At 69.3% G+C, this 22,660-nt stretch carries 23 protein-coding genes and 1 pseudogene; 3 read left to right on the forward strand and 21 right to left on the reverse strand.

From position 1 onward, the window contains the following. From AC2VOR_RS15480 to AC2VOR_RS15525, 10 genes are all read right to left on the reverse strand, one after another. Positions 1–283, reverse strand: a 283-nt coding sequence (locus AC2VOR_RS15480; protein WP_486964074.1) for an aldehyde dehydrogenase family protein, incomplete at its 3' end; no start/stop codon positions are given. A 23-nt stretch (positions 284–306) separates the two neighbouring features. Next, positions 307–2,250, reverse strand: coding sequence for a primary-amine oxidase (locus tag AC2VOR_RS15485; protein ID WP_486964075.1), 1,944 nt, complete (start codon positions 2,248–2,250; stop codon positions 307–309). 478 nt (positions 2,251–2,728) lie between these two features. Further along, positions 2,729–3,613: a universal stress protein gene (locus AC2VOR_RS15490; RefSeq protein WP_369738736.1), complete on the reverse strand. Its 885-nt coding sequence runs from the start codon at positions 3,611–3,613 to the stop codon at positions 2,729–2,731. Between the two features lie 60 nt (positions 3,614–3,673). Beyond that, positions 3,674–4,600 (reverse strand): formate/nitrite transporter family protein, encoded by a 927-nt coding sequence (locus tag AC2VOR_RS15495; protein WP_369741602.1) that lies wholly within the window; start codon positions 4,598–4,600, stop codon positions 3,674–3,676. Between the two features lie 55 nt (positions 4,601–4,655). Beyond that, positions 4,656–4,919 (reverse strand): hypothetical protein, encoded by a 264-nt coding sequence (locus AC2VOR_RS15500; RefSeq protein WP_369738737.1) that lies wholly within the window; start codon positions 4,917–4,919, stop codon positions 4,656–4,658. Further along, positions 4,916–5,545 (reverse strand): RNA polymerase sigma factor, encoded by a 630-nt coding sequence (locus AC2VOR_RS15505; protein ID WP_369738738.1) that lies wholly within the window; start codon positions 5,543–5,545, stop codon positions 4,916–4,918. Before AC2VOR_RS15505 ends, AC2VOR_RS15500 begins: the two co-directional genes overlap by 4 nt. A 10-nt stretch (positions 5,546–5,555) precedes the next feature. Continuing rightward, positions 5,556–6,623 carry an acyl-CoA dehydrogenase family protein gene (locus tag AC2VOR_RS15510; RefSeq protein WP_486964076.1) on the reverse strand — a complete coding sequence of 356 codons (1,068 nt, stop codon included), beginning with the start codon at positions 6,621–6,623 and terminating at the stop codon, positions 5,556–5,558. Beyond that, a complete protein-coding gene (gene cynS, locus AC2VOR_RS15515; protein WP_369738740.1) occupies positions 6,620–7,105 on the reverse strand; it encodes a cyanase in 486 nt (161 codons plus the stop codon). Before cynS ends, AC2VOR_RS15510 begins: the two co-directional genes overlap by 4 nt. Before the next feature lie 10 nt (positions 7,106–7,115). Then, positions 7,116–7,640 (reverse strand): OsmC family protein, encoded by a 525-nt coding sequence (locus AC2VOR_RS15520; RefSeq protein ID WP_369738741.1) that lies wholly within the window; start codon positions 7,638–7,640, stop codon positions 7,116–7,118. Between the two features lie 244 nt (positions 7,641–7,884). Further along, entirely contained in the window at positions 7,885–8,721 is an 837-nt protein-coding gene (locus tag AC2VOR_RS15525) for a DUF3097 domain-containing protein (RefSeq protein WP_486964077.1), read from the reverse strand. A 248-nt stretch (positions 8,722–8,969) separates the two neighbouring features. On the opposite strand from AC2VOR_RS15525, the gene AC2VOR_RS15530 reads away from it, so the two are divergent. Continuing rightward, a complete protein-coding gene (locus AC2VOR_RS15530) occupies positions 8,970–9,452 on the forward strand; it encodes an MPT63 family protein (protein WP_369738743.1) in 483 nt (160 codons plus the stop codon). Between the two features lie 63 nt (positions 9,453–9,515). On the opposite strand, the gene AC2VOR_RS15535 is transcribed toward AC2VOR_RS15530, so the two are convergent. The 6 genes and pseudogenes from AC2VOR_RS15535 to AC2VOR_RS15560 form a co-directional block, all read right to left on the reverse strand. Next, positions 9,516–10,490: a patatin-like phospholipase family protein gene (locus AC2VOR_RS15535; RefSeq protein ID WP_369738744.1), complete on the reverse strand. Its 975-nt coding sequence runs from the start codon at positions 10,488–10,490 to the stop codon at positions 9,516–9,518. Position 10,491: 1 nt separating this feature from the next. Continuing rightward, on the reverse strand, positions 10,492–11,622 hold the full coding sequence (locus tag AC2VOR_RS15540) for an ABC transporter ATP-binding protein (RefSeq protein WP_369738745.1): 1,131 nt from the start codon (positions 11,620–11,622) through the stop codon (positions 10,492–10,494). 2 nt (positions 11,623–11,624) lie between these two features. Continuing rightward, the gene (locus AC2VOR_RS15545) at positions 11,625–12,449 is read right to left on the reverse strand and encodes a carbohydrate ABC transporter permease (protein ID WP_369741603.1); all 825 of its coding nucleotides are present in this window, start codon (positions 12,447–12,449) and stop codon (positions 11,625–11,627) included. 13 nt (positions 12,450–12,462) lie between these two features. Then, entirely contained in the window at positions 12,463–13,389 is a 927-nt protein-coding gene (locus tag AC2VOR_RS15550) for a carbohydrate ABC transporter permease (RefSeq protein ID WP_369738746.1), read from the reverse strand. Next, positions 13,386–14,714, reverse strand: a complete 1,329-nt coding sequence (locus tag AC2VOR_RS15555) for an ABC transporter substrate-binding protein (protein WP_369738747.1) — start codon at positions 14,712–14,714, stop codon at positions 13,386–13,388. The genes AC2VOR_RS15550 and AC2VOR_RS15555 overlap by 4 nt, the downstream gene beginning before the upstream one ends. A 46-nt stretch (positions 14,715–14,760) precedes the next feature. After that, positions 14,761–15,641: pseudogene (locus tag AC2VOR_RS15560) on the reverse strand (sigma factor). A gap of 172 nt (positions 15,642–15,813) precedes the next feature. Between AC2VOR_RS15560 and AC2VOR_RS15565 the strand changes: the two are divergent. Continuing rightward, a complete protein-coding gene (locus AC2VOR_RS15565) occupies positions 15,814–16,176 on the forward strand; it encodes a DoxX family protein (protein ID WP_369738749.1) in 363 nt (120 codons plus the stop codon). A gap of 15 nt (positions 16,177–16,191) precedes the next feature. Here the strand turns inward: AC2VOR_RS15565 and AC2VOR_RS15570 are convergent, their stop codons facing one another. Next, entirely contained in the window at positions 16,192–17,004 is an 813-nt protein-coding gene (locus AC2VOR_RS15570) for a ketosteroid isomerase family protein (RefSeq protein WP_369738750.1), read from the reverse strand. Then, complete coding sequence (gene pncA, locus AC2VOR_RS15575) at positions 17,004–17,564, reverse strand: pyrazinamidase PncA (protein ID WP_369738751.1); 561 nt, start codon at positions 17,562–17,564, stop codon at positions 17,004–17,006. Before pncA ends, AC2VOR_RS15570 begins: the two co-directional genes overlap by 1 nt. A 108-nt stretch (positions 17,565–17,672) precedes the next feature. On the opposite strand from pncA, the gene AC2VOR_RS15580 reads away from it, so the two are divergent. Continuing rightward, entirely contained in the window at positions 17,673–18,509 is an 837-nt protein-coding gene (locus AC2VOR_RS15580) for a DoxX family protein (protein ID WP_369738752.1), read from the forward strand. A gap of 22 nt (positions 18,510–18,531) precedes the next feature. Here AC2VOR_RS15580 and AC2VOR_RS15585 read toward each other — a convergent pair whose 3' ends face one another. From AC2VOR_RS15585 to AC2VOR_RS15595, 3 genes are read right to left on the reverse strand one after another with little or no spacing between them, the layout of a single operon-like run. Further along, positions 18,532–19,020: a gluconokinase gene (locus AC2VOR_RS15585; protein WP_369741604.1), complete on the reverse strand. Its 489-nt coding sequence runs from the start codon at positions 19,018–19,020 to the stop codon at positions 18,532–18,534. Positions 19,021–19,058: 38 nt separating this feature from the next. Further along, entirely contained in the window at positions 19,059–21,062 is a 2,004-nt protein-coding gene (locus AC2VOR_RS15590) for a DUF7064 domain-containing protein (protein WP_486964078.1), read from the reverse strand. An 18-nt stretch (positions 21,063–21,080) separates the two neighbouring features. Beyond that, positions 21,081–22,586 (reverse strand): carboxylesterase/lipase family protein, encoded by a 1,506-nt coding sequence (locus AC2VOR_RS15595; protein ID WP_369738754.1) that lies wholly within the window; start codon positions 22,584–22,586, stop codon positions 21,081–21,083. Positions 22,587–22,660 lie beyond the last annotated feature (74 nt).

Below are 22,660 nucleotides of genomic sequence, written 5' to 3' on the forward strand. Positions count from 1 at the left end.
CGGTGTTCTCGCTTTCGATCGCCACGAGTTCGTCGGCGTTGTCCTCGATGACGTCGGCGAGTTTGAGCAGGGCCCGCTGCCGGTCGCCGGGGGTGCACCAACGCCATGATTCGAATGCCCGCGCCGCTGCCCGGAATGCCCGGTCGACGTCCTCGGCCGACGAGTTCGGCGCCACGGCATAGGTTTCGCCCGTGGCGGGGTTGACGATGTCCATCAGCCTTCCGTCGGCAGCGGCGGTGATCTCGCCGCCGATGATGTTGTGAAATACCTTGTTCTCCCACATATCCGCTTCCTCCTGCGATGGTTTCACTCGTCGTTGCGATGGCAGGCGGTTGCCTGGCTGGGCGCAACATCCAACGCCGGGGTGCGATCGAAGAACCCGACGGGCTTGAGCCAGAACGACACCGTGTCGACCGGCATGATCGGCCAGTCCTCCGGGCGGGTGATGTGGTGAATCCCGAAGGTGTACCAGAGCACCACGTCGGTGTTATGGATGGGACGGTCGGCCGCGGTCCAGCGGGGCAGACCGAGGCCGGGTCCGCTCTGGTTCACGAACTCCCCTGCAGGCCAGCGCTCGTCGGGATGGTTGGGAGTGACCCACACGGTGTGGCCGATGACTCCGGCGCGCTGCAGGACCGGCGAGTCGCGGTCGAACATGGCCGGGATCGCCCCGCCCGGGATCAGCTTGTAGGAGGGATGGGTGCCCAGACCGTTGGTGACGTTCTCGTTGACCACCCGCCACGCCCGCTGGGTTTCCCAACAGTAGTCCTGCTTGCCGTCCTGCTCGGTGCGCAGCGGAATCTCCTTCTGCCGCACCGACAACCCGTAGGGGTTGTCGGGCCCCATCGGCACCGGCTCGGTTTCGCCGGCGTACACGGTGTTGTCGCTACCGTCGACGTCGAGATCGATTCGCGCGGTGAGGAAATGCTGGTGGTACGGCGCGTAGGTGCGGGTATCCACCAGCGCTCCCCGCGACGCCTTCTCCCCGGGATACAGGTGGGTGGTCAGGATCAATCCCGTTGCCCGCACTTCGCTCTGGATGCTGCCGTCCTGATAGAAGCGCCAGTACACGAGGTATTCGTAGTTGGCCACAGTCACGTGGAAGGACACGGTGAGGCGGCGCGCGCGGCGCACCTCGGCGCCGGTGGCGGGGTCGACGTGCTTCCAGAGCACCGCGTCGTCTTCTTCGTGGATGCAGATAGCGTTCTTGATCACGTACGGCCGGCCCGTGCTGTCGTGCAAGGTCGCGTCCAGATAGCGGATCTCGCCCAGGCAGTCGCAGCCCAGCGCCAGGGAGGTCGTCATGAATCCCAGGCCCCACTCGCCGATGTCGAACGCCGTGCGCCGGTAGTGGTCGTCGGACTGGTCACGGTAGGGCACCGTCATCTCCGCGAACGACAGCCGATGGGCGATCGGGCGGATGCGCCCGTGGTCGTTGTAGGTGACGGTGTGCAGCGTCATCCCTTCGCGCCAGTTGAAACCGATTCGCACAGACCAGTTCTGCCATTCCAGCAGGTTTCCGTTGAGGGTGAACGACGGGCCGTCGGGCTGGGTGATCTCCAACGGCCGCAACGGTTCTCTGACACTCGAGTCGCGCAGGCGCCGGGGCACGTGCTCCGGCAGGTACTCGCCCATGATCTCAGGCAACTCCAGCGGCTCCCCTTCTTCGATGTCGAGCACCTCCATGGAGTTGAGGTCGAGGATGCAGTGGAAGCCCCTGAGCTGATGCGCGTACCGATTCGCACCGCCCGGCGATTTGAGCCAGGTGTCCGACCACGCCAGCCGCCGGGCGCGGTAGTCCTCCGGGATCAGCACGTCCCCGTAGGCCCAGATGTCGGCGAACACGTCGTCCACGTCGGTGATGCCGCGCCGGCGCAGCGCGGCGACGACGCGCGGATCGCGGCGCATGACCTCGTTCGCCTCCCGGAACTCGTCCACCGTGATGTTGGGTTGCACGCCGGGCACCCGGTCCCAGGCCACCACCGCGTCGTCGGTCAGCGAGACGAGCGCCTTGAACGTCGTGTTGGTGTCGCGGTCGAAACACACCACCGCCGCCCGGCGGTCGGGCACCGCGCCGGTGTCCTCGAACGCGGCGACCATGGGCTTGCCCGGCTCCTCCAGTGCGATGGAGGCGAAGCGCCAGCGGTCGTCCACCGATTTCTCCCGGCGCAGGAGCGCGGCCGCCTGCCGGAACTCGTCCGCGGTGAGCGGGTCAAGGGGGTGGAAGGTCTGGATGAGGGTGTCGGTCATAGCTTGTCTCTACCCACCGCGACAGGCCTACACCCGCTTCGCCGGGTGGTGGGTTGAGCGCCGGCGTCTCGCTACAGCGCTCTCCGGCCCGCCACACGCCGAGAGAGTCGGCGCCGCAACGCGATTCGCCCGACCCGGCCACGGGCCGGGACGGGTCGGGCGAATTTCGGCGCCCGGCCCGATTTGCCAGAAGAATTTGGGTAGCCTACCCTATCCTGCGATGGATCACCGTTTGCGGAATTCGCTCCCGATCGACCCCCACGCCGACGCGTCGCGTCGCGCCTGGCTACCCTGCCCGCGCTGCGACTGGGGCCACGGCAGATGCGCGGAGTGCCGCAGCAGCCGCAACTGCGCGACACACTGGCAGTACCTGCTGAGCAACCGGGCAACGCGCGTCAACCTGCAGTGCCCGGGCTGCGCGACGCTGTGGTCGACCGACACCCGCCATCGGTGACGCCGGACGATCCGGGGGGCTTTTTCAGGTTGCCGCGGCGGCCCTGGCCACGATCACCGGCACCCGCACGGAGTGCAGCACCGCGTTGCTGACCGAGCCCAGCAGCATGCCGGCCAAACCGCCCCTGCCGTGACTGCCCACGACGACGAGCTGAGCCGAGCCCGCGTTTTCGATGAGCTCATGCGCCGGACGGTCGCGCACGACGAGCCGGCGCACGGTCACGTCGGGATAGCGTTCCTGCCAGCCCGCGAGCCGTTCGGCGAGGCTGCGTTCCGCCTCCCCGAGCAGTCCGGGCAGGCCGGACTCCCCGAGGTCGCTCACCGTGAGGTCACTCCACGCGTGCAGGGCCACCAGGCTCACCCCACGCCGAGAGGCCTCGTCGAACGCGATCTCCGTGGCTAGCTCGGAGGCCGGCGAGCCGTCGATGCCCACCAGGACGTGGGCGTCCGGGGCCGGCAGGTCTCCCTCGTGGACAACGGCGACCGGGCAGGAAGCCTGGCGCACCACCGTCGAACTGACCGAACCGATCACGCCGCGGGCCAGCAGCCCATGCCCGGAACTGCCCACCACGACCATCTCCGCCTGGGCGGACATCGTGATCAGGGTCGCCGCCGGGGTCGCGAAGACCAGCTCCCTGGCGATAGGGACCTTGCGGTCCGCCGGCATGGCCTCTTCGGCGATCTTGACCGCGTGCATGATGGCCTTCTTGCCGTCGTCCTCGAGCCGCACCGCCAAGGAATCCGGGTAGGGCATCGGCGGCCAGGTCGCGGTCGGGGTGACCACCGCGTGGACGACCGTCAGTGGAACATTCCTCATCGCCGCGTCACGGGCCGCCCAGGCGACGGCGACATTGGACGCCGCCGAACCGTCGGTGGCGACCACCACGCCGGGCTGCTTCGGTGCTGACATGTCGCGCTCCCTCCTTCAGGAGGGACGTTATCGGCGACGGGTGCCCCCGGTCGTGAGGCTTTAGTCCCCAACCGGCGGGACGGAGTGCTTCAGCGGCGCCCCGTTGCGTCGCCCGGCCATAACGGTCCCGTCACCGGCCGGCCATGAGGCGGGGCGTTGCAGCCGCGCGATGACCCAGAACGGCAGGGCCACGAACAGCGTGCCGCCGATCAGATTGCCCACCGTGGTGATGCAGATGTTGGTCAACAGGCCGCCCTCGCCCAATCCCCAGCCGATCCCGCCGCGCGGCGCCGCTGGATGGAACAAATTGAGCATCAAGGGAAGACCCACAAATCCGGCGTTGGCGACGACGTGCTGGGTGCCGCCGACGACGAAGGCGAACGGGCCGTAGAAAGCGAAGGCCATTCGCGCGACGTCGCTGCGGGCCTTGAAGTACATGCACATCGCCGTCTGCAGGAACCAGGTGCACATCACCGCCAGCAACAGCGCGGTCCAGAGCGGCTGGCCGGCCTTCTGGGCGCCCACGACTGCCGCCCGCTCGGCGAAGGCACCCAGGTATGGACCTCCGGCGGCGCCGCAGACGGTGACGAACACCAGCGCTCCCGCGATGTTGCCGACGAGTCCGACGACAACCAGAAACCCGTAGCCACCCACGCTCATGCGGCCCTTGAGCACGGCGAGGAAGCCGGCGGCCATATCCGCGGTGATCAGCGACATGCCCGACACCAGGATGAGAACGAACGACATCCCGAACGCCAAACCCATCAGCAGGCTCGAGACGCCGGGGGTCTTCACCCCGGTGCTGACGACCAGTGCGAGCAACACCCCGAAAGTCACCATCGCCCCACCGACCAGGGAACGTATCAGAAAAGCCCAGGGATGCGTTGCCTTTTCGACCGCCATGGCGGCCACCCGGTCCACCATGGCCCCGACGCCGAGCGGCTCGAAGGGATCTCCGTCCGCCCGGTGTGCCGGCGGTGCGGTCATCGGAGGGCTGGTCGAAATCAGCTGAGCCATTGTGGTTTTCCTCAAGTTCGTGGGGTTAGTGGCCTGCCCGGAACGCGTTGATGCCCCGGATCACTCCGGCGATGTGCTCGTCGCTGAGTTGTTGTCCGTCGAAGACGTGGCTGAGCAGGATCCGGAGGTCGAGCATTTGTTGCAGGTAGACCAGGCAGGGCGGGCACTCGTCGAGGTGCCGGCTCACGATCGCGCCCCAGCGCCGCGGATCCGAGTCCACGAGATCGTCGACGAGCCGGACGAATTCGACGCAGTCGATGGCGGGAACTGCCTTGTCACGGACGGTCATCGTGGGTACCGCTTCTCCAGTGCGTTGCGAAGGTTCCCCCGGGCGCGGTAGAGCAGTGCGCGTTGCGCCTCGGCGGACAGGTCGAGGGTCTCGGCGGCCTCTTCGGCCGTCATGCCGACGACGTCGCGAAGGATGACCAGTTGCCGCTGCCGCTGCGGCAACGCATCCAGCGCGGCGCGCACGTGGCCGACGATCTCCTGCGTCATGGTCTGGTCCTCGGGCAGGAAGCGCCGCGACGGCGGGACGCTCCAGTGTCCGGCGTCGGGATGACCGACCGAGTGCATGCGACCCGACAGCGGGTCGGCGGCTTCGGCCTCTGCCGAGGCCAGCACCTCGTGGTCGCGGATCCGGGACTCGCGGCGCCGATGCCGCGACGCGGTGTTCTTGACGATCCCGAACAGCCAGGTGCTCACCGACGAACGGCCCTGGAAGGAACGCGAGGACTGCATCACCTGCACCCACGCCTCCTGCACCGCTTCTTCGGCGAGCACCGGCGAGTCCACCATGGTCCGGGCGAAGTTCACCAGCGGGCGGTGGAAGTCGCGCACCAGCACCGCCAGCGGGATCCCGCCGACCAGGTGCCGGTACGCGGTGTCCTCGGGCGGCATCGCCACCGGGGTCACCATGGATCCGTGCTCAGGCACATCGGGCGAGTTCCCAGCGCAGCTGAGCCTCGGACGGTGACTGGACGGGGATGAACGCCGCCTCCCGGTAGCGCCGGCTCGCCGGTGTCCTGCTCGCATATCCTTTGCCGCCGGCGGTCCGGATCTCCAGATCGGCGCTGGCGCTGGACAGTTCGGCGGCCGTGAGGCGCAGCGCCAGCAGCTGCCTCTTGGTCGGCTGTCCGGGGCTGCCGACCGCCGCCGCCAGGCCCGCCAACGTCATCTCCGCGCACGCGAGCCGGCCGGCGATGCGGTCCACATCGGCGGCGAAGACCTCGTTGACCCCCGTGAGCCCCCGCCGGCTCTCCTCCACCGTCGTCCTGGTCAGGCCCAGGCACATGGCCGACTGCAGGACGAGGAACGTCGGGCGGACGGCTTGCAGGAACCCGTCGAAGTCGCGTGACAGCACCTGCTCCGGACCGACGCGGACGCCTTCGAGGGTGAGGTGCGACGAGGCGGTGCTGCCCATGGCGAGCAAGTCGAAGTGGTTGCCCAGGGCCACGCCCGGCATATCCAACGGCATGGCCACGATCAGCTTTTCGCCGTTCTCGGTACGCGCCGCCGTGACCAGGGTCGAGTCGCGGTAGAGGTTGCTGGCCCACCTGATGGCGCCGGACACCTCGTAGCCGTCCGCCACCGGTGTGGCCGTCAGTTCGAGGTTGCCGCAGCCCGCCGCCTCCTTGAACGCCGACGCCATGCCGGTGACGCCCAATGCGATGCCGGCAAGCAGCGGCCGGGCCGCGGCCGCGCTGAACGGCGTCGCGGCCGTGAGCAGGTACTCCACCGCCATCCGGTGGGCCCACAGCGAAAATCCCGTGCTCATGCACTCCCCGGAGATCAGCCGGATCACCTCGGCCATGTCGGGAAGCCGGCCGTCGGCGTTGCCCGGCGCACCGATCCCGAGCAGCCCGGCCGCACCCAGTGCGGTGAAGCTGCGCCGGGAGTGCTGCTCACCGCGGTCCAACACGCCGGCATGGGCCCGGATGTCTTCCAGCAGTTCGAGATCCAATCGGCCCGCCGCGGGATCCATCGTCGCCGTCATTCGAGTACCTCCTGCGCCTGCTGCGCGGCGTGTTGCCATGCGTAGTCGAGAAACTTTCCGTCGAAGATGACGACCACCCTGTCGCCCTGCGGATCGGGACGCCGTCGCACGCTCAGCTGAAAGTTGATCGCGCTCATGATGCCGTCGCCGAATTCCTCGTGAATGAGTTCTTTGATCGCCGGGCCATAGACGGCCAACGCCTCGTAGAACCGGTAGATCGTCGGATCCTTCGCGGCGACCGAATCCGATCCCCGGTACGGGGCGGTCTGTAGCACCGTCACCGCCTCGTCATCGAGGTCGAGGAGCGATGCGACCGTCGCCGCGTCGCCGGCCGCGAGCGGGTGCTGGCCGAGCAGCGCCGCCACGGTCCATACCGGGTCCTTGCGGATCGACTCGGCGATTTTCGCCCAGCTCAGTCCGCGTTCCACACGGGCCAGCCTGATGGCCTCCGCGAGAACCGTTTTGGTCAATGTGGTTGTCACGGTGGGCTTCCTATTGGGTGTACAGGGTCGAGTCGACGCTGACCGGGTTGCGGAACGTGTTCACCACGGGCGACCAGGCGATCGCGTTGTCGTGGATCTCCTTGAGCGTCGCCTCGTCGACGTCTGCGGCCAGGGTCACCGTGCAACGGACCGCGCTGAAGCCCAGGAGCTTGCCGTCGGGAGTGTCACCGACCCCCCACACGGCGGAGATGTCGATGTCGCCTTCCATCTCGACCTCGATCTTGGTGAGGGTCACGCCCCGGTGCGTCGCGTTGGCGAGCATCCCGACCGAGATGCAGGAACCGAGCGCGGCCAGGGCGGTTTCCGACGGGTTGGGCGCCGAGTCGTCGCCCAGCAGCGCCGGCGGCTCCCCCACCAGCATCGGTGCGAGGTCGCGTACATAGGTCATGTTGCGAAATCCGGCCTCGCACACCGTAGTGGCCTTCAGGGTCTTCTTGCCGGTCGCGGGGTCGGCCTTGGCGTTGCACGACAACCGGTCCAGGGCCGCGGCGTCGATGACGAGCGCGTCGGTCATGGGCTTCCTCCGTTTTCTCGCTGGATATGGGGTCTTCACGGGGTCTTCACGGTGTTAGTGCTCCGAGGACACCCGTATGTGACGGCGAGCGGGAGTGATTTACACGGACGACACGAAACATCACTTCGCTGAAACATCTCGGCCGCCCCGGTGACTGCGCGTGGGTGAATTATGGCCCGGACGAGGGGAATTCGTCGCGCCGAGCGTCACGCGAGCATGGCGCTCGCGGGGTCTGCGGCCGGGTTCAGGACTCCGACGGTTGCGTCACGAAGTCGATGAGCTCCTCGACCCGGCCGATCAGCGCGGGCTCGAGATCGTTCCAGTCGCGCACGCGGGACCGAATGTGCTGCCAGGCCCTGGCGATGTCGGCCTGGGCGGCGTGCGGCAGGCCCAGGGCCTGACAGGCGCCGCTTTTCCACTCCACGTGCCGCGGCACCTGCGGCCAGGCTTTCAGGCCGAGCCGCTGCGGCTTGACGGCCTGCCAGATGTCGACGTAGGGATGGCCGACGACCAGCGTGTCGTCGCCACCCGGTCCGCGCCGCACCGCGTCGGCGATGCGCGCCTCTTTCGAACCCGCCACGAGGTGGTCGACGAGCACACCGAGCCGGCGCCCCGGGCCCGGACCGAACTCGGCAACGATGTCCACCAGGTCGTCGACGCCGCCGAGGTGCTCGACAACCACACCCTCGACGCGCAGGTCATCGCCCCACACCTGCGCGATCAGCTCGGCGTCGTGGCGTCCCTCGACATAGATCCGGCTGGCGCGCGCGACCCGGGCGCGGACGCGCGGCACCGCGACGGAGCCCGACGCCGTCCTGGGCGGGGCAGCCGGCGCGGCGCGTCGGGGTGCTGTGAGGATCACCGGACGTCCCTCGAGCAGATACCCGGGTCCGAGGGGAAATCCGCGGGTCCGGCCGTGCCGGTCTTCCAGGTCGACCCGGCCGTACTCGACCCGCACCACGGCACCGACATAGCCCGTCTGCGCGTCCTCGACCACCAACCCCAGCTCGGCGGGATGCTCGGTCGAACGGGGCTTGCGCCGGCCGGCGGCCAGTACGTCGGTTCCATAGCGATCGACCACGCCGGCAATCCTAGAAAGGCCCACGGGTGATCACCGGCGCGGCGCGCCAGAGCCCGACATCACAATTTGTGGTGTCGCTGACGCCGGCCTCACGCTGCCGGGCGACCATGACGCACTTCACAACACGTGACGAATTCCAATTGCAATGCGGCAAAGGCAATCAGTCCGAGCGGAGAACGTTTGGCCGGGCGGCTTCGAGGTACGCCTTGTCTAGTTCAAAAAAATGACGCGAACGAGAGGAACGAAGCATGAAGCTCTCCCAAATCGGGACGACGGCGGTCGCGACTCTGGCCGCGGCGACGGGGGTCGGGATTGCGAGCGCACCCGCCGCATCGGCCGACGCCTACCCCGTCTTCAAGAAGTTCGGCAACCAGGAGAGGCTCAACGACTCCGACGGCGCCGTGATCACGGGCTGGACAGTGAGCAACCTGCGCCCGAGCAACGACCCGATCCCGTATCAGCCCCGCGGCCACCTGTGGGAGGCCGACGCGACCGTCCGGGCGATCCGCGGGAACGTCCAGCCGATCATCCCGGACTTCAACGCCCGTGCGGCAAACGGCGACAACTACCCCGAGCTCGGTAACGTGGCCACCGCCCAGGGCATGAACCCGGCCGTGGTGAACCAAGGCGACGAGAGAAGCGGCAAACTGTACTTCGACGTCGTGGGGCCCAACCCCAACAGCGTGGTGTACGACGCCGGTGGGCGCGATCTCCTGTTCTGGACGCGGTGACGCCCGCCGCAGTGGCGCAAGCTGCCGGGTGTCCGTGCACTCGGCAGCTTGCCGGCCCTCACCTCACTTCCGGTCGCCGGTCGGTGGCCCGCACGCGGCCAGATAGGCCGGGTAATTCCAGGTCGTCAAAAAGTTTCGGCCCGCTCGCAAACCGCGTTGGTAAAGCGCGTCCCGTTGTTGGGCGGAAAGGCCGAAATCGATCGGACTGACCTCCTCGGCGGGAACGAAAATGGTGCGTCGCACCGTGCACGGGTCGTCGATGTAGGCGTTGTCCTGGTTGCTCATCAGCGTCTCGACGGCGGCAATGCCCAGCGACACCGGGCCGTGCACCGGGTGGGTGGGCGGAATGCCGGGACGCGCCGAGAGCCGGATGCCGAATGTCGGCCAGCGGGGCCGGCCGTCGGGCTCGTCGAACAACTGAACCGGAAAGTCCGACAACAATCCACCGTCGACCCAGGTGGCCCCTGCCACCCGGACCGGTTGGAACACGTACGGGATCGCCGCCGAGGCGTGAACCGCGCGGGCCACCGGAAAGGTGTCCGGGTCCACCCCGTAATCGGGCAGGTCCCACGGAATGCGCACCAGTCGGCGTCGGGACAGATCGCTGGCGGTCACAACCAGTGACCACGCGAACTGGTCGGGCTTCTCCCCGGTGCGCAGATCGGCGAACGTGCGCACGCCCAGCTCACCGAGCAGCCCGGCGAGCAGACGCTCCAGGTAGGCCCCGCGATAGACACCGTCGGACACCAGCAGCGACAGTCCCCCGCCGATGACAGGAATCCGGCCGATCATGCTGCGGTCGAGGAACTTTCGGTAGTCGATGCTGCGCATCACGTCGCCGAGCCGACTCAGCGGTTCGCCGGCCACCTCCAGAGCGGCCAGCAGCGAGGCGACGATCGCGCCCGCGCTGCTGCCGGCGACGCGCGGGAACCGGTAGCCAGCTTCGGCCAGCGCGTCCACCGCGCCGACCAGTCCGATGCCCCGCACGCCTCCGCCCTCGCAGACCAGGTCGGCGTGTGCCACGCTCACGGCCGCCACCTCAGCCCCGATCCGATGGGTCGCCGGGCCGCACGCCGCTCGGCAGCTCCACGGGAATGCGGCGGCCGTCGGCGCCGAAGAAATGCACGTGCCCGGGCTCGGGGTGCAGGCACACGCGGCTACCCCGTTCCGGCGGCCGGCGCCCGTCGGCGCGCGCCACGACGGTCTGATCGACGGCGTTGCCCGAGAGGATGATTCGCCCGTACAGGTACGCGTCCGCTCCTAGTTCCTCGACCACGTCCACCTGCATCTCGACGCCCCCCTGGGCCCCGGGACCACCCACCTCGAAGTGTTCGGGACGCACTCCGACGACGACCTGTGCCGCTCTGGCGGCGATCTCACGTGGTACCTGGATGGGCCAATCCCCCAGCGACACTGAAGAATGCACGATCGGCAGGGTGAACAAGTTCATGGCCGGCGAGCCGATGAAGCCCGCCACGAAGACGTTGGCGGGGTTGCGGTAGAGCTCGCGGGGCGCGGCGACCTGCTGAAGCACGCCGTCGCACAACACGGCGACCCGGTCGCCCATCGTCATGGCCTCCACCTGGTCGTGGGTGACGTAGACGGTGGTGGTGCCGAGTCGCCGTTGCAGTGCGGCGATCTGGTTGCGCGTCTGGACCCGCAGCTTGGCGTCGAGATTGGACAGCGGCTCGTCCATCAGGAACACCTGCGGACGGCGCACGAGGGCGCGGCCCATCGCCACCCGCTGGCGTTGCCCCCCGGACAGGTCCTTGGGTTTGCGGTCCAGATGCGGGCGCAGGTCGAGCAGGTCGGCCGCGGCCAGCACCCGCTCGCGGATCTCGGCCTTCGGCGTCCTGGCGATCTTCAACGCGAAGCCCATGTTCTGCGCGACCGTCATGTGTGGGTAGAGGGCGTAGTTCTGGAAGACCATCGCGACGTCGCGATACTTCGGGTCGACGTCGGTGACGTCGCGGTCGCCGATGCGGATGCGCCCGGAATCCAGCGTCTCCAGTCCGGCCACCATCCGCAGCGAGGTCGTCTTGCCGCACCCGGACGGGCCCACCAGCACGACGAACTCGCCGTCGCCGACCACCAGGTCCAGCCCGTCCAGTGCCGGCCGGTCCGCGCCCGGGTAGCGGCGGGTCGCGCGTTCGAAACTCACCGAGGCCACGACTAGCCACCGAGCCCGGTCACGGCGATGCCGCGGACGAAGGAACGCTGCGCGATGGCGTAGATGAGCACCAGCGGCAACATGATCAGCATGGACGTCGCCATGAGCACCGGCCAGCGGGCGGCGTACTCCCCGCGCATCCGGACCAGGCCGAGGGTCAGCGTGGCCAGGCCGTCGCGCTGGATCATCAGCAGCGGCCACAGAAAATCGTTCCACACGTTGACCCACGTGAGCACCGCGAGCACCAGCACCGCGGGCCTGGCATGGGGCAGCAGAACCCGCCAGTAGACCTGCCACGAGGAGCACCCGTCGAGGATCGCGGCTTCCTCCAGATCGGTGGGCAGTGTCAGGAAGAACTGCCGCATCAGGTAGGTGCCGAAGGCGCTGCCGAACAAACCGGGCACGATCATCGCCCAGGGCGTGTCGACCCAGCCGAGGGTCCGCATCAGGATGAACTGCGGGATGACGGTGACCGTCAGCGGCACCATCAGGGTGGTCAGGTACACGAAGAACAGCGCATCGCGGCCGCGGAATTGCAGCCGCGCGAACGCATATCCGGCCAGCGAGCAGAAGAACACCTGCCCGGCCGTGACGCAGCCGGCATAGAGCACGGTGTTGAAGAACATCCGCCAGAACGGCATCAACGCGAACACTTCGGTGTAGTTCGACCACTGCGGCCGCACCGGCCACAACGTCGGCTCGGTGACCTCGCCCTCCTTCTTCAAGGATCCCGAGACCGCCCACGCGATCGGGAACAGCGCACAGCAGGCGATGCCGATCAGGGCCGTGTAGACGACCACGGTCCGGATGGCGTTGCGCTTGAACATGCGCGTGGGGTGCTCAACCAAGCCCACGGGAAGCCTCCCAGGAGCGACGCCGCGTGATGCGTAACTGCAGCACGGTCAACACCAGCAGGATGGCGAATATCACCCACGCCAGCGCGGAGGCATATCCGAACTCCAGGAACGAAAACGCGTGCTGGAACAGCATGATGCCCAGCACGTACGTCGCGGTCTCCGGACCGCCGTTGGGCCCGTTGAGGACATACACCAGGTCGAACGCCTGGAAGGCGTGGATGACCGAGATGACTACCACGAACGACATGGCACCCCGGATCATGGGCACGGTGATGGAGACGAACTGTCGTATCCCGCCCGCACCGTCGATCCTGGCGGCCTCGTAGAGGTTTCCCGGCACTCCCTGCATTGCGGCCAGCAGTACGACGCTGGCGAACGGCACGCTCCGCCACACGCTGACCATGCACAGCGACACCATGGCCCATTGTGGTTGGATCAGCCAGGGAACCGGGCCGACCCCGGCCCAGCCGAGCACGATGTTGAGCAACCCGTTGTCGGTGTCGAAGGCGAACTGCCACACGACCGCCATCACCACCGAGGAGATGGCCAGCGGCAGGAACACGATGGTGCGAAAGATGCCGATGCCCTTGACTTCCCGGCTCAGCACGGCGGCCACGACGAGGCTGATCAGCACGGTCGGCACCACGGTGCCGACCGTGAGAACCACCGTGTTGCGAAGCGCGATGACAAACAACGGGTCGGACGTGAGGTCCCCGAAGTTCTTCAGGCCCACGAACTTCGGCGGTGTGAACAGGTCCCACTGCTGAAAGCTCATGTACAGCGAGAACCCGAGCGGGAACAGCATGAAGACGCAGACCGCGGCCAGGTTCGGCGTCACGAACAGCCGGCCCGCCCGGGCGCGTCGTCGCAGCGGGCGGGCGCCCGGGGAGCGTGTGCGGATCGGTGTCATGGGTTGCGCAGCACCTCGGCGAGGGCGTGCGACATCCCGGCCAGCGTCGTCGCGGGCTTCGACCCGCGCAGCACGGGACCGAAGTTGCGGTCCATCAGGGCGCTGACCTTCTCCCATGCCGTGGTGATCGGCAACGCCTCGGAGTGGGCCGGACCTTCGGTGAGCACGGACAGGTTGCGCAACCGGGCGTGGGCCGCGGCGAACCCGCGGGAGGTCAGCGCGGAGTGTAGCGCCGGCACGAAAAGACACGATTCACCGATCAGAGACTGCCCGACGAATCCGGTCGCGAATTTGACGAATTCCCAGGCCTGGTCCTTGCGTTGGCTGCTCGCCGAGATGGCCAGGCCGGTGGCGCCGATGTTGGAACAGGCCGCATGCCCCTTCGGCAGCGCCGGCCCCGTCGGAAGTGGCGCGACGTCGAACTCCAGGCCGTCGGCGCGCAGGAACGTCTGATAGCGCCAGTGGCCGCCCAGCGCGATCGCCGCCTTGCCGGCCGCGAACAGGTTGGGCGTGGACATCGACTGGGTCTCCGAGGCGGTGGGCGCCACCTGGTGCTTGGTGGCCAGGTCGGCGTAGAACTGCACCGCCTCGATGAACGCGTCGTCCCCGAAATTGAAGTGGCTGGGGTTCTTCAGCGGGGTCGACCACGGCACACCGTTGTTCATGGCGAACAGCCCCGCCGACGCGTACGGCAGGAACGTGTCGACGAAACCCCACTGCGTGGTCCGCCCGGAACCGTCCCGCCTGGTGAGCGCGGAAGCGGTATCCAGGAACTCACCGAACGTCCAGGGCTGCGCCCACGTCCCGGGCGGTGCCGGCGCCCCGGCCGCGGCGAACAGGCGCTTGTTGTAGTACAGGTAGTTCCCGGACCACTGCTCGGGGAACGCGTACTGGCCCCCGTTGAACGAGAAGACGTCGTAGAGCGGGCCGAGGCGGTCGGCCTCGAGCTCGGCGGCGAACGCCCGATCGCGCGCCAGCATCGTGTTCAGGTCGAGCAACACTCCCCGGCCGGCCAATTCGGCGTAGGTCGATTCCCAGGCCATCAGCACGTCGGGACATCGGCCGCCGGCGCAGAACGTCGAGAGCTGCTGCATCACGCCGGGCCCGGACAACAGCGTCCGCACCTTGATGTCGGGGTAGCGGCGCCGGAACGCTTCGATGACGCGCATCCTGGCATCGCGTTCGTCCGGGTTGGCGGCGAAGAAGAAGGTGAGCGCGTCGTCGTCGTCGGAAGCGCAGCCGCCCGACCACGGTGTCAGCGCCGCCGCGGTGAGCGCGCCGGCGCCCCGCAGCAGGCCCCGCCGTGCGAACGGCTCGTCGAGCATGGCGCTCCCCGGTCTTCGGTCCCGGCCGGTCGCGCGCCGGCCACTTCTAGTGTCCTTGGTACCCGATGCCACCGCGGGGTCGCCCGGGCGGCGGGTACGGCAACGCCAGAACGGCCCGACGCAGGCGGTCGGCGTCGCCGCGGATGTCGATCGTATGGATGTGGCTGTCGGCTCCGACGCCGATCAGCAGCAGGACCCGGGCGTGCCCGCCCGGCGCGATCACGATGCCCGGTGTCCCGTCGATGAGCAGCACCACACCGGTTTGCGCGCGTCCGGCGAAGCGACGAGCCTCCTCGGCGACCTCACGGGCGCCACGCAACTCGGTCGGCACCCCGGGCGGGACCAGCGACCGGTCGACCCTGCGCATCACGTCGGGAGCCAGCAACTCGAGCAAGGTGGCGACATCACCGCCGCGAGACGCCGCCAGGAACGCCTCCACGATCTCGAGGTGTTCGGGCGCGAGTCGGCGTGACTCGGCCGGGCCGGCGTGCAGCCGGCCCCGGGCTCGGCTGGCCAGCTTTTTCGCGGCCGTCGGCGACCGGTCCAACAGGGCGCCGATCGTCTCGAACGGCACCGCGAACACGTCATGCAGCACGAAAGCAACGCGCTGCGCGGGTGAGAGCCGATCGAGCACGACGAGCAGCGCGCCGCTGACCGAATCCGCCAGCAGCGCATCTTCGTCGGCAGGCGCCGAGGCGCTCGAAGCTGGTCGAGCGCCTCGCGTGCGGCGATCGTGGTGAACCAGCCGGTCACGTTGTCAATCCCGCTGATGGAGCCGAGATCTGCACGACTGGCCTTCAACCAGGCCGCCTGCACCGCATCCTCGGCGTCCGCGACCGAGCCCAGCAGCTGAAACGCCACCGACCTCAGGTGTCGCCGGTCCGCGTCGAACCGTTGCGCCAGATCAGCGAGATTGTGTGCGCACATGGGTCACCTTTCCTGCGCGGGAGTCGTCAAGAAGATGTCCGCATCCATCGAACCCCTAGTCCCAGAGGAGACCCGTTATGACGCAATCGATTGTGCGCCGCGGCGAGCGTTGCAGCCATCCGGCCCACCACCACGCAGATCACCGCGCCCGCCCGGCAACGGTGTGAGCGCAGTGCATACCGCGTGCATCGTGATCACGCTGATCACCGCGACCATCACCGCCGCAATCGCCGTGGCCGACTTCATCCCCGCACGGTGCGTCCTGGCGAACTCGGCCGAGGTCGGGGTGCCGCGCTCGTGGCTGCCGGCGTTGGGAGCGGTGAAGCTGGCCGGCGCCGTAGGACTGGCCGCCGGGCTGCTCGGCACGCCCGCCCTGGGAATCGCCGCCGCCACCGGTCTGGTCCTGTTCTTCCTCGGAGCCGTCGTGACACATCTGAGGGCGCGTGTCCTCTACAACATCGCGTTCCCGGGCGCCTACCTGTGCCTGTCGGCGGCAACGCTGGCGCTGCTGGTCCGGCCCGCAACCTGGCTATGAATCCGGCCTGGGCGATCAGGCGGGGAAGTACCCGATCCCGTCGATCGCGTCGGCCCGCCGGGCCACCTCGGCGAACAGGACGGCGCGCCCGCGCCCCGAGTTCACCGCGACGGTCACGGTGGATCCGGCACCGATCGTCTTGGTCCAGCCGCCGCCCTCGAGTCGCTCGGCGAGCCCGGCGAGGCCGAGGGGCTGGTCGTCGCCCAAAGTTATTGTGGCGGTTGGGGACAGGGCACGTCCTGCGGTCGTCGTATCGCCGCGGGTCACGGCGCCCAGGAATGCCTCGACGAACTTCTGGTGCCGTGCACCCACGCGGCGAAAACCGGCCCCGAAGCCGGCGGTTCCCCGCAGGCCCTGGTTGGTCAGCAATCCTCGCGACAGTTGCACGGCGGGACGGATCGCCCGCGAGCCGGTCCCGAGGAACTGCAGCATCATCGCGGGCAACTCCCAGTAGGCCCGCAGCCGGGCAATCCGCCACTGGCCGTTGCCTTCTCGCAGGTCTTGCTGAAGGTCATAGCGCAGAAACGCCGGAATGTGCATCGTCACGGCCGAACCCATGCAGACCTCGAGCTCCAGATCCCGCACGACGACCGTGCCGACGACGACGTCGAGATCGCGGTGAAACGTGATGTCGCGCGGACCGATGAAGGTGTCGTAGAAGCGGCCGATCTGCCGGTGCCCCACGTGCGGCCGCGAACCCACCGGGTCCTCGATGCGGCCGTCGGTGGCGAACAACCCGACCCAGCCGGCACGGTCGTGCGCCGCGGCCGCCTGCGGCGAGCGCTCCACCGCGGCCAGCAGACGCTGCCGATCCGGCGGCACCACCATCAGGCCGCCTCGACCAGCTCGACGCCCGCCGCCCGCATCGCGGCCAGGGCCCGCGCGGCCGAGTCCGCGGCGACGGGGCGTGTCAGGTCCACCAGCACGCGCGTCGCCAAACCGGCCCGCGCCGCGTCCTCGGCGGTGCGCCGGACGCAATGGTCCGTGGCGATGCCGACGATGTCGACCGCGTCGACGCCGCGCCGCCGCAACCACGCCAGCAGCGAGGTGCCGTCCTCGTCGACGCCCTCGAAGCCGCTGTACCCGGCGGCGTGGGCGCCTTTGCAGAAGACCGCCTCGATCGGACCGGTGTCGAGGCCGGGCGGAAAGTCCGCACCCGGGGTTCCGGCGAGGCAGTGTGGTGGCCAGGACGACGAAAAGTCCGGCCGGTCGGAAAAGTGATCCCCCGGGTCGACGTGGCAGTCCTTGGTGGCCACGACGTGCCGGTAGCCCGGTCCGGCCGCCAGGTAGTCGTTGATCGCCGACGCCAGCGCGGCGCCGCCGGCGACCGCCAGCGCGCCACCCTCGCAGAAGTCGTTCTGCACGTCGACGATGACCAACGCCCGCACGGGTCCACCCTATCGCCGCCGCACCCCTGTCAGCTGGGAATACGGGCCCCGGATTCGCGCTGCGGACGGGGCGGTTTGTTTGCGGGCGCGTGGGGTAACCAGGCTGCCATGTTGATCCGCAGAATCGCGCGGCCGCTGTTGTCGGCCGTGTTCATCGGGCAAGGAATCGATTCACTGCTCAACCCCAAGGCCGCGGCCGAGGCCGCGGCGCCCGCGGTGGGTGGCCTCCAGTCGTTGCCGGATCCGGTGGGCAGCAGCGTTCCGAGCGACCCGCAGACCGTCGCGCAGATCACCGCGGCGGTCCAGGTCGGGGGTGGCCTGCTGCTCGCCACCGGGCGGATGCCGCGCGTCGCCTCGGCGGCGCTGGCTTTCACCGTGTTGCCGGGCAACCTGGGCGCGCACATGTTCTGGAGCGAGACCGACCCGCAGCGCAAAGCCGAGAAGCGCAAGGATTTCCTGACCGACCTCAGCCTGCTGGGCGGTCTGATGATCGCGGCCGCCGACACCGCGGGCAAGCCGTCGCTGGGGTGGCGCGGCCGCCGGGCGGCCGAGCGCCTCACCGACAAGGTGTCCTCGGCGCTGCCGGACCTCTCGGACACGGTCGGCCCCGACCTCGACGAGCTCGGCGAGAAGATCGTGCACGGGTTGCAGGCGCGCGCCGAACGCGGCCGCGAACTGGCTGGCGAGGCCGTCGAAAGGGCCGAACCGCTGACGAAGAAGGCCCGCAAACGCGGCGAGAAACTGGCTTCTCAGGCCGCCGAGATCGCCGAGCAGCCTTGGGCCCGGTCCGCCCTCGAGCGCGGCCGCGACCTGGCCGACACCGCCCGGGCCCGCGGCGAGCACCTCGCGGAATCCGCACGTCATCTCGCCGATTCCGCGAACGGCCACGCGGCCGAGAACGCGCTGGAGCGGGTCGGTTCGAAAGTCAAGCGCCGGATTCGCTGAACGGGCAGGCGCGCAACAGTTTTCAGCCGTCGGCGCACCGGCGCGCCGCCGAAGCGGACAGGTAGGCGTCGCAGATCGCGCCGACATCCCGGCCCACGTCGACGGTGACACCGGCCTCGTCGGCGCCGAGGGGCTCGAGCACCTCGAACTGCGACCGCAGCAGCGCGGCCGGCATGAAATGCCCTGCCCTGGCGGCCACCCGGGCGCCGATGAGCTCCGGCGAACCACTGAGGTGCAGGAACTCGACGCGCGGGCAGTGCGCGCGCAACCGGTCGCGGTAGGCGCGCTTGAGCGCAGAACAGCTTGCCACGCCGCCGGATCGATGGCCCGCCAACCACTCCCCGACCGCGTCCAGCCACGGGCGGCGATCGTCGTCGTCGAGCGGTTCGCCCGCGGCCATCTTGGCGATGTTGGCCGGCGGGTGCAGGATGTCGGCGTCGACGAACGGGACCCGCAACCGTTGCGCCAGCGCCGAACCCACCGTCGACTTGCCCGCGCCGGAGACACCCATGACCACGATCGGCGGCGGCACACCGGCCCCGGCTCGGCTCACCTGCTCGCCAGGTTGCGGTTCCACTCCACCCAGCCGACGCCGCGACGGCCGTCCGTGGCGGTGACGGTGACCCAGGCGCGCGGGAACTGGCTCACCCGCCCGTCGGCGGAGACCAGCCGAACCGGCGCCTGGCCGCTCACCTCGATGTCCGCGGCGATCCCGCCCGGGTCGAAGACCACAGTCGCGTCCAGCGGTAGACCGTTGGCGCCGAATGCTTCCCGCGAGTCAACCGTGTGCACCTCGGTGACATTGTGGTCGGGGTCCTGGACGTAGCCGACGCTGAACGCCGGGGCCCCGGGGATGCGGATGTTCACGCCGTGCAGGTGCGTGCCGTCGTCGAGGTGCAGCGCGCTCCATATCCAGTCCATGCTCCACCAGTCGCGCACCCCCCAGGAGTGGTCGCGCTGTCCGGGCACGGAGGCGACGCGGTAGCTGGTGCCGTCCACGCTGACAGTGCCCGAGACCGTGCACGGGATCTCGTAGCGCGTCGTGAGCCGGTACTTGTACGGGGCGCCGTCGGTGGTCCACACCAGCTGCATCGTCATCTCGACCGGACTTCCCGGCTCCCCGCGCAACAGGGCCGAGGGGTCGTCGTACGCCCGGGCCTGCGCGCGGAGGTCGACGCGGTAGGTCCGCAGCGCGGCGGTGGCCGAGTGACCCAGCTCGACGGTGTCGGTGGCCACCACCCACGGGTCCGCGGGCAGCGGAACCAGCGCGTCGACGGCCACCGTCGCCATGCCGGGGCCGCACAGCAGCGCGTGCACCAGGGCCTGCCGCTGGTTGGCGATCAGTCCGAGGCGGAACCAGCCGCCCAATCCCTGTGCGGGATCGGCGAAGTCGGCATACCAGCTTTCGCTCCACAGCGGTTCGGCGGTCGGGGCGTGCGCAAGTTCGTCGTCCTCGTCCGGTCGCAGCGACTCGGGTGCCTTCGCGGCCGGCAGCGTCGCCAACGCGTCGGTGTCGATCACGTGCTCACAATGCCGTTGCAGCATCGTCATGAACATCCGGTCACCGCGCTCGGTGCGCTCCACCAGCATCGAGGAGACGATCGCCATCATCACCCCGAAAAAGCTCTGGCGGCGCACACCTTCGGCTACTTCGGCCAGGCCGATGGGGGCGTCGGGTCCCAGAGCCTCGTGGTAGGCGCGCAGCAACGCGTCGTAGTGCTCCCGACGGTCCGGCGGCGACAGCGCGCACCCCAGGAAGTAGGCCAGGTCGGTCAGCGCGGGGCCCCACGAGACGGTCTGCCAGTCGACCACGGTCAACGCGCGGTCGGCCCCCTCGCTGCCGAACAACATGTTGTCCAGGCGGTAGTCCCCGTGCACCAGCCCCTGGATCCGGTCCGGCTCGGACTCCTGCGCCAGGTACCCGTCGAACGAGGCCACCAGCCGTTCGCACACCACGCGGTGCGCCGGCTCGATCTGCTCGCCGTAGCGGTCGACGAAACCGGCATACAGCGGGGCGACCATCGCCTGGCTCAGCGGCGACTCGCGGTTGAGCCACGGCGCCTCGGCCAGCGCCGGATCCCCGAGCAGCGGGCCGTGCAGCCGTCCCAGCTCCTCGACGCCCAGTCGTGCCTGTTCCGTTGTGGCGCCGGCGATCTCGTCGCCGACGACGGCCGGACCCGCGTCGCCGAGCAGCAGGTCGAAGACGCCGGTCGTGGTGTCGACCGCGGCGTGGTAGCAGGGCGCGACCGGGCCACCCAGACGTGGCGCGATGTCGCCGTAGAAGCAGACCTCACGTTCGTAGAGACCCAGCGCGAGCCCGGTCTGGCGACTCATCGGATCGGTCGCGGCGACCTTCAGCACCACCGACTCGGGTCGGTCGGGGCCGGCCGGCCCGTCCGCGTAGCCGAGCCGCACCCGGTAACACTCGCTCATCTGGCCGGTGCCGATGCGCTCCACGGTGAAATCCGCGACGGGTGCGCCGATCGCCGCGCTCAACCAGGAGGCCGTGAGGTCGTCGGGGCCTTCGATGACTTGCTCGGTGTCGGCGTGCATGGGGGTCAGCGTGCCAGGTCAACGCGCCAGTGAAAAGCCTTCCCAGGCCCTCCGGCGATGCGGATGCGGGTCGAACTCGACGCGGCTCCTGCGGTCGAAAACCATGACGGCGCGGTCCTCGGCGATGTAGGCGGGCCAGTCGTCGCCGGGTACCCCGGTGCGGCTGAAGGTCCGCCAGCGGCGCTGCACCTCGTTGCTGACCCGCAGCGCGGCCCGGCGGTCGGCCGCGGCCGTCAGCAACGCGCCGAACCGGGTCCGATAGATGTCGAAGACCGCGAACAACTCGGTGGCATGCGTGGCGCCCAGACCCGACCAGCGCAGGGTCCGCGGGGCGTAGTCGTAGCGGTACAGGTAGGTGGGCGCGTGGGCGCCGTGGGCCTCGGCGATCTGCCAGGCCGCCGAGCCGAACGCGAAGTCCCCGCCGAGCTGGATACACGCCGACGACGCGGGGTAGTCGGGGTAGGCGGCGGTGATGCGTTCGCGCGCAGCCGGTTCGGCGTCGGCCAGCAGCTCCTCGATCATCGACTCGTTGGTGGGCAGCATCCGCAGGAAGCGGGTGAACAACCTGCCCTCCTCGGCGTTGGTGCCCACGACGAGCGGCACCCGATGCGCATGCCCGCGCCGCATCGCCTCGACGGGGTCGGCGGGCAGGACGTCGTCACCGAAGACGGGACCGATCGGGAAGGCACCCAGCCTGTCCTTCATGCCCTGGTCGAGCAGGCGGTGCTGCGCATCGACCAGCTGCTGCGGCGAGGCCTGCAGCAGGGCCTGCGCGGCGCCCCGGGGCCGGGCCCCGAGCAGTTCGGCGAAGCGGGTCGCGAACTCGGCGGCGGTCTCCTTGGGCCGCGTCATGCCCGAGGCCGGACTTTCGGCGATCGCGCGGGTGAACAACCCTGCGGCGGCGGGCACCGCCAGCAGCGTGGCGGTGATGTGCGCGCCCGCGCTTTCGCCGAAGACGGTGACGTTGTCCGGGTCGCCGCCGAAGGCCGCGATGTTGTCGCGTACCCACTGCAGCGCCAGTACCAGGTCGCGCAGGAAAAGGTTTCCGTCGATTTGGACGTCGGGTGTCGACAGCGACGACAGGTCCAGGCAGCCCAGCGCCCCGAGCCGGTAGTTCGCCGACACGTAGACGCACCCGCGGCGCGCCAGCGCCGCACCGTCGTAGAGCGGCGTCGCCGAGCTGCCCAGGATGTACCCGCCACCGTGGATGAAGACCATCACCGGTAGCGGCTCCGCGCCGCCGGATTCGGGGGTGACGACGTTGAGGGTGAGGCAGTCCTCGCTCATCGGCTGGTACTTGCCGACCCCGAGCAGGGTGTATCGCCGCTGCTGGGGCGCGCAGTTGCCGAATCCGTGGCAGTGCCGCACCCCCGACCACGGCCGCGCGGGCTGCGGCGCGCGGAAGCGCAGCGGCCCCAGCGGGGGGCGGGCATAGGGGATGGATCGCCAGCGGTGCACCCCGTCGCGGGTGAAACCTTCGACGGCGCCGGCGGCCGTGTGCGCGCGGACGGTGCGCTCATGCATGTCCCGACCGTAACCGACACGACGCGCACAACGCGCGCGCAGCGCCGCATTCGGGGCTGGTTCGTGGCTCGGCG

This window comes from Mycobacterium sp. TH-M103 (genome assembly GCF_057473785.1).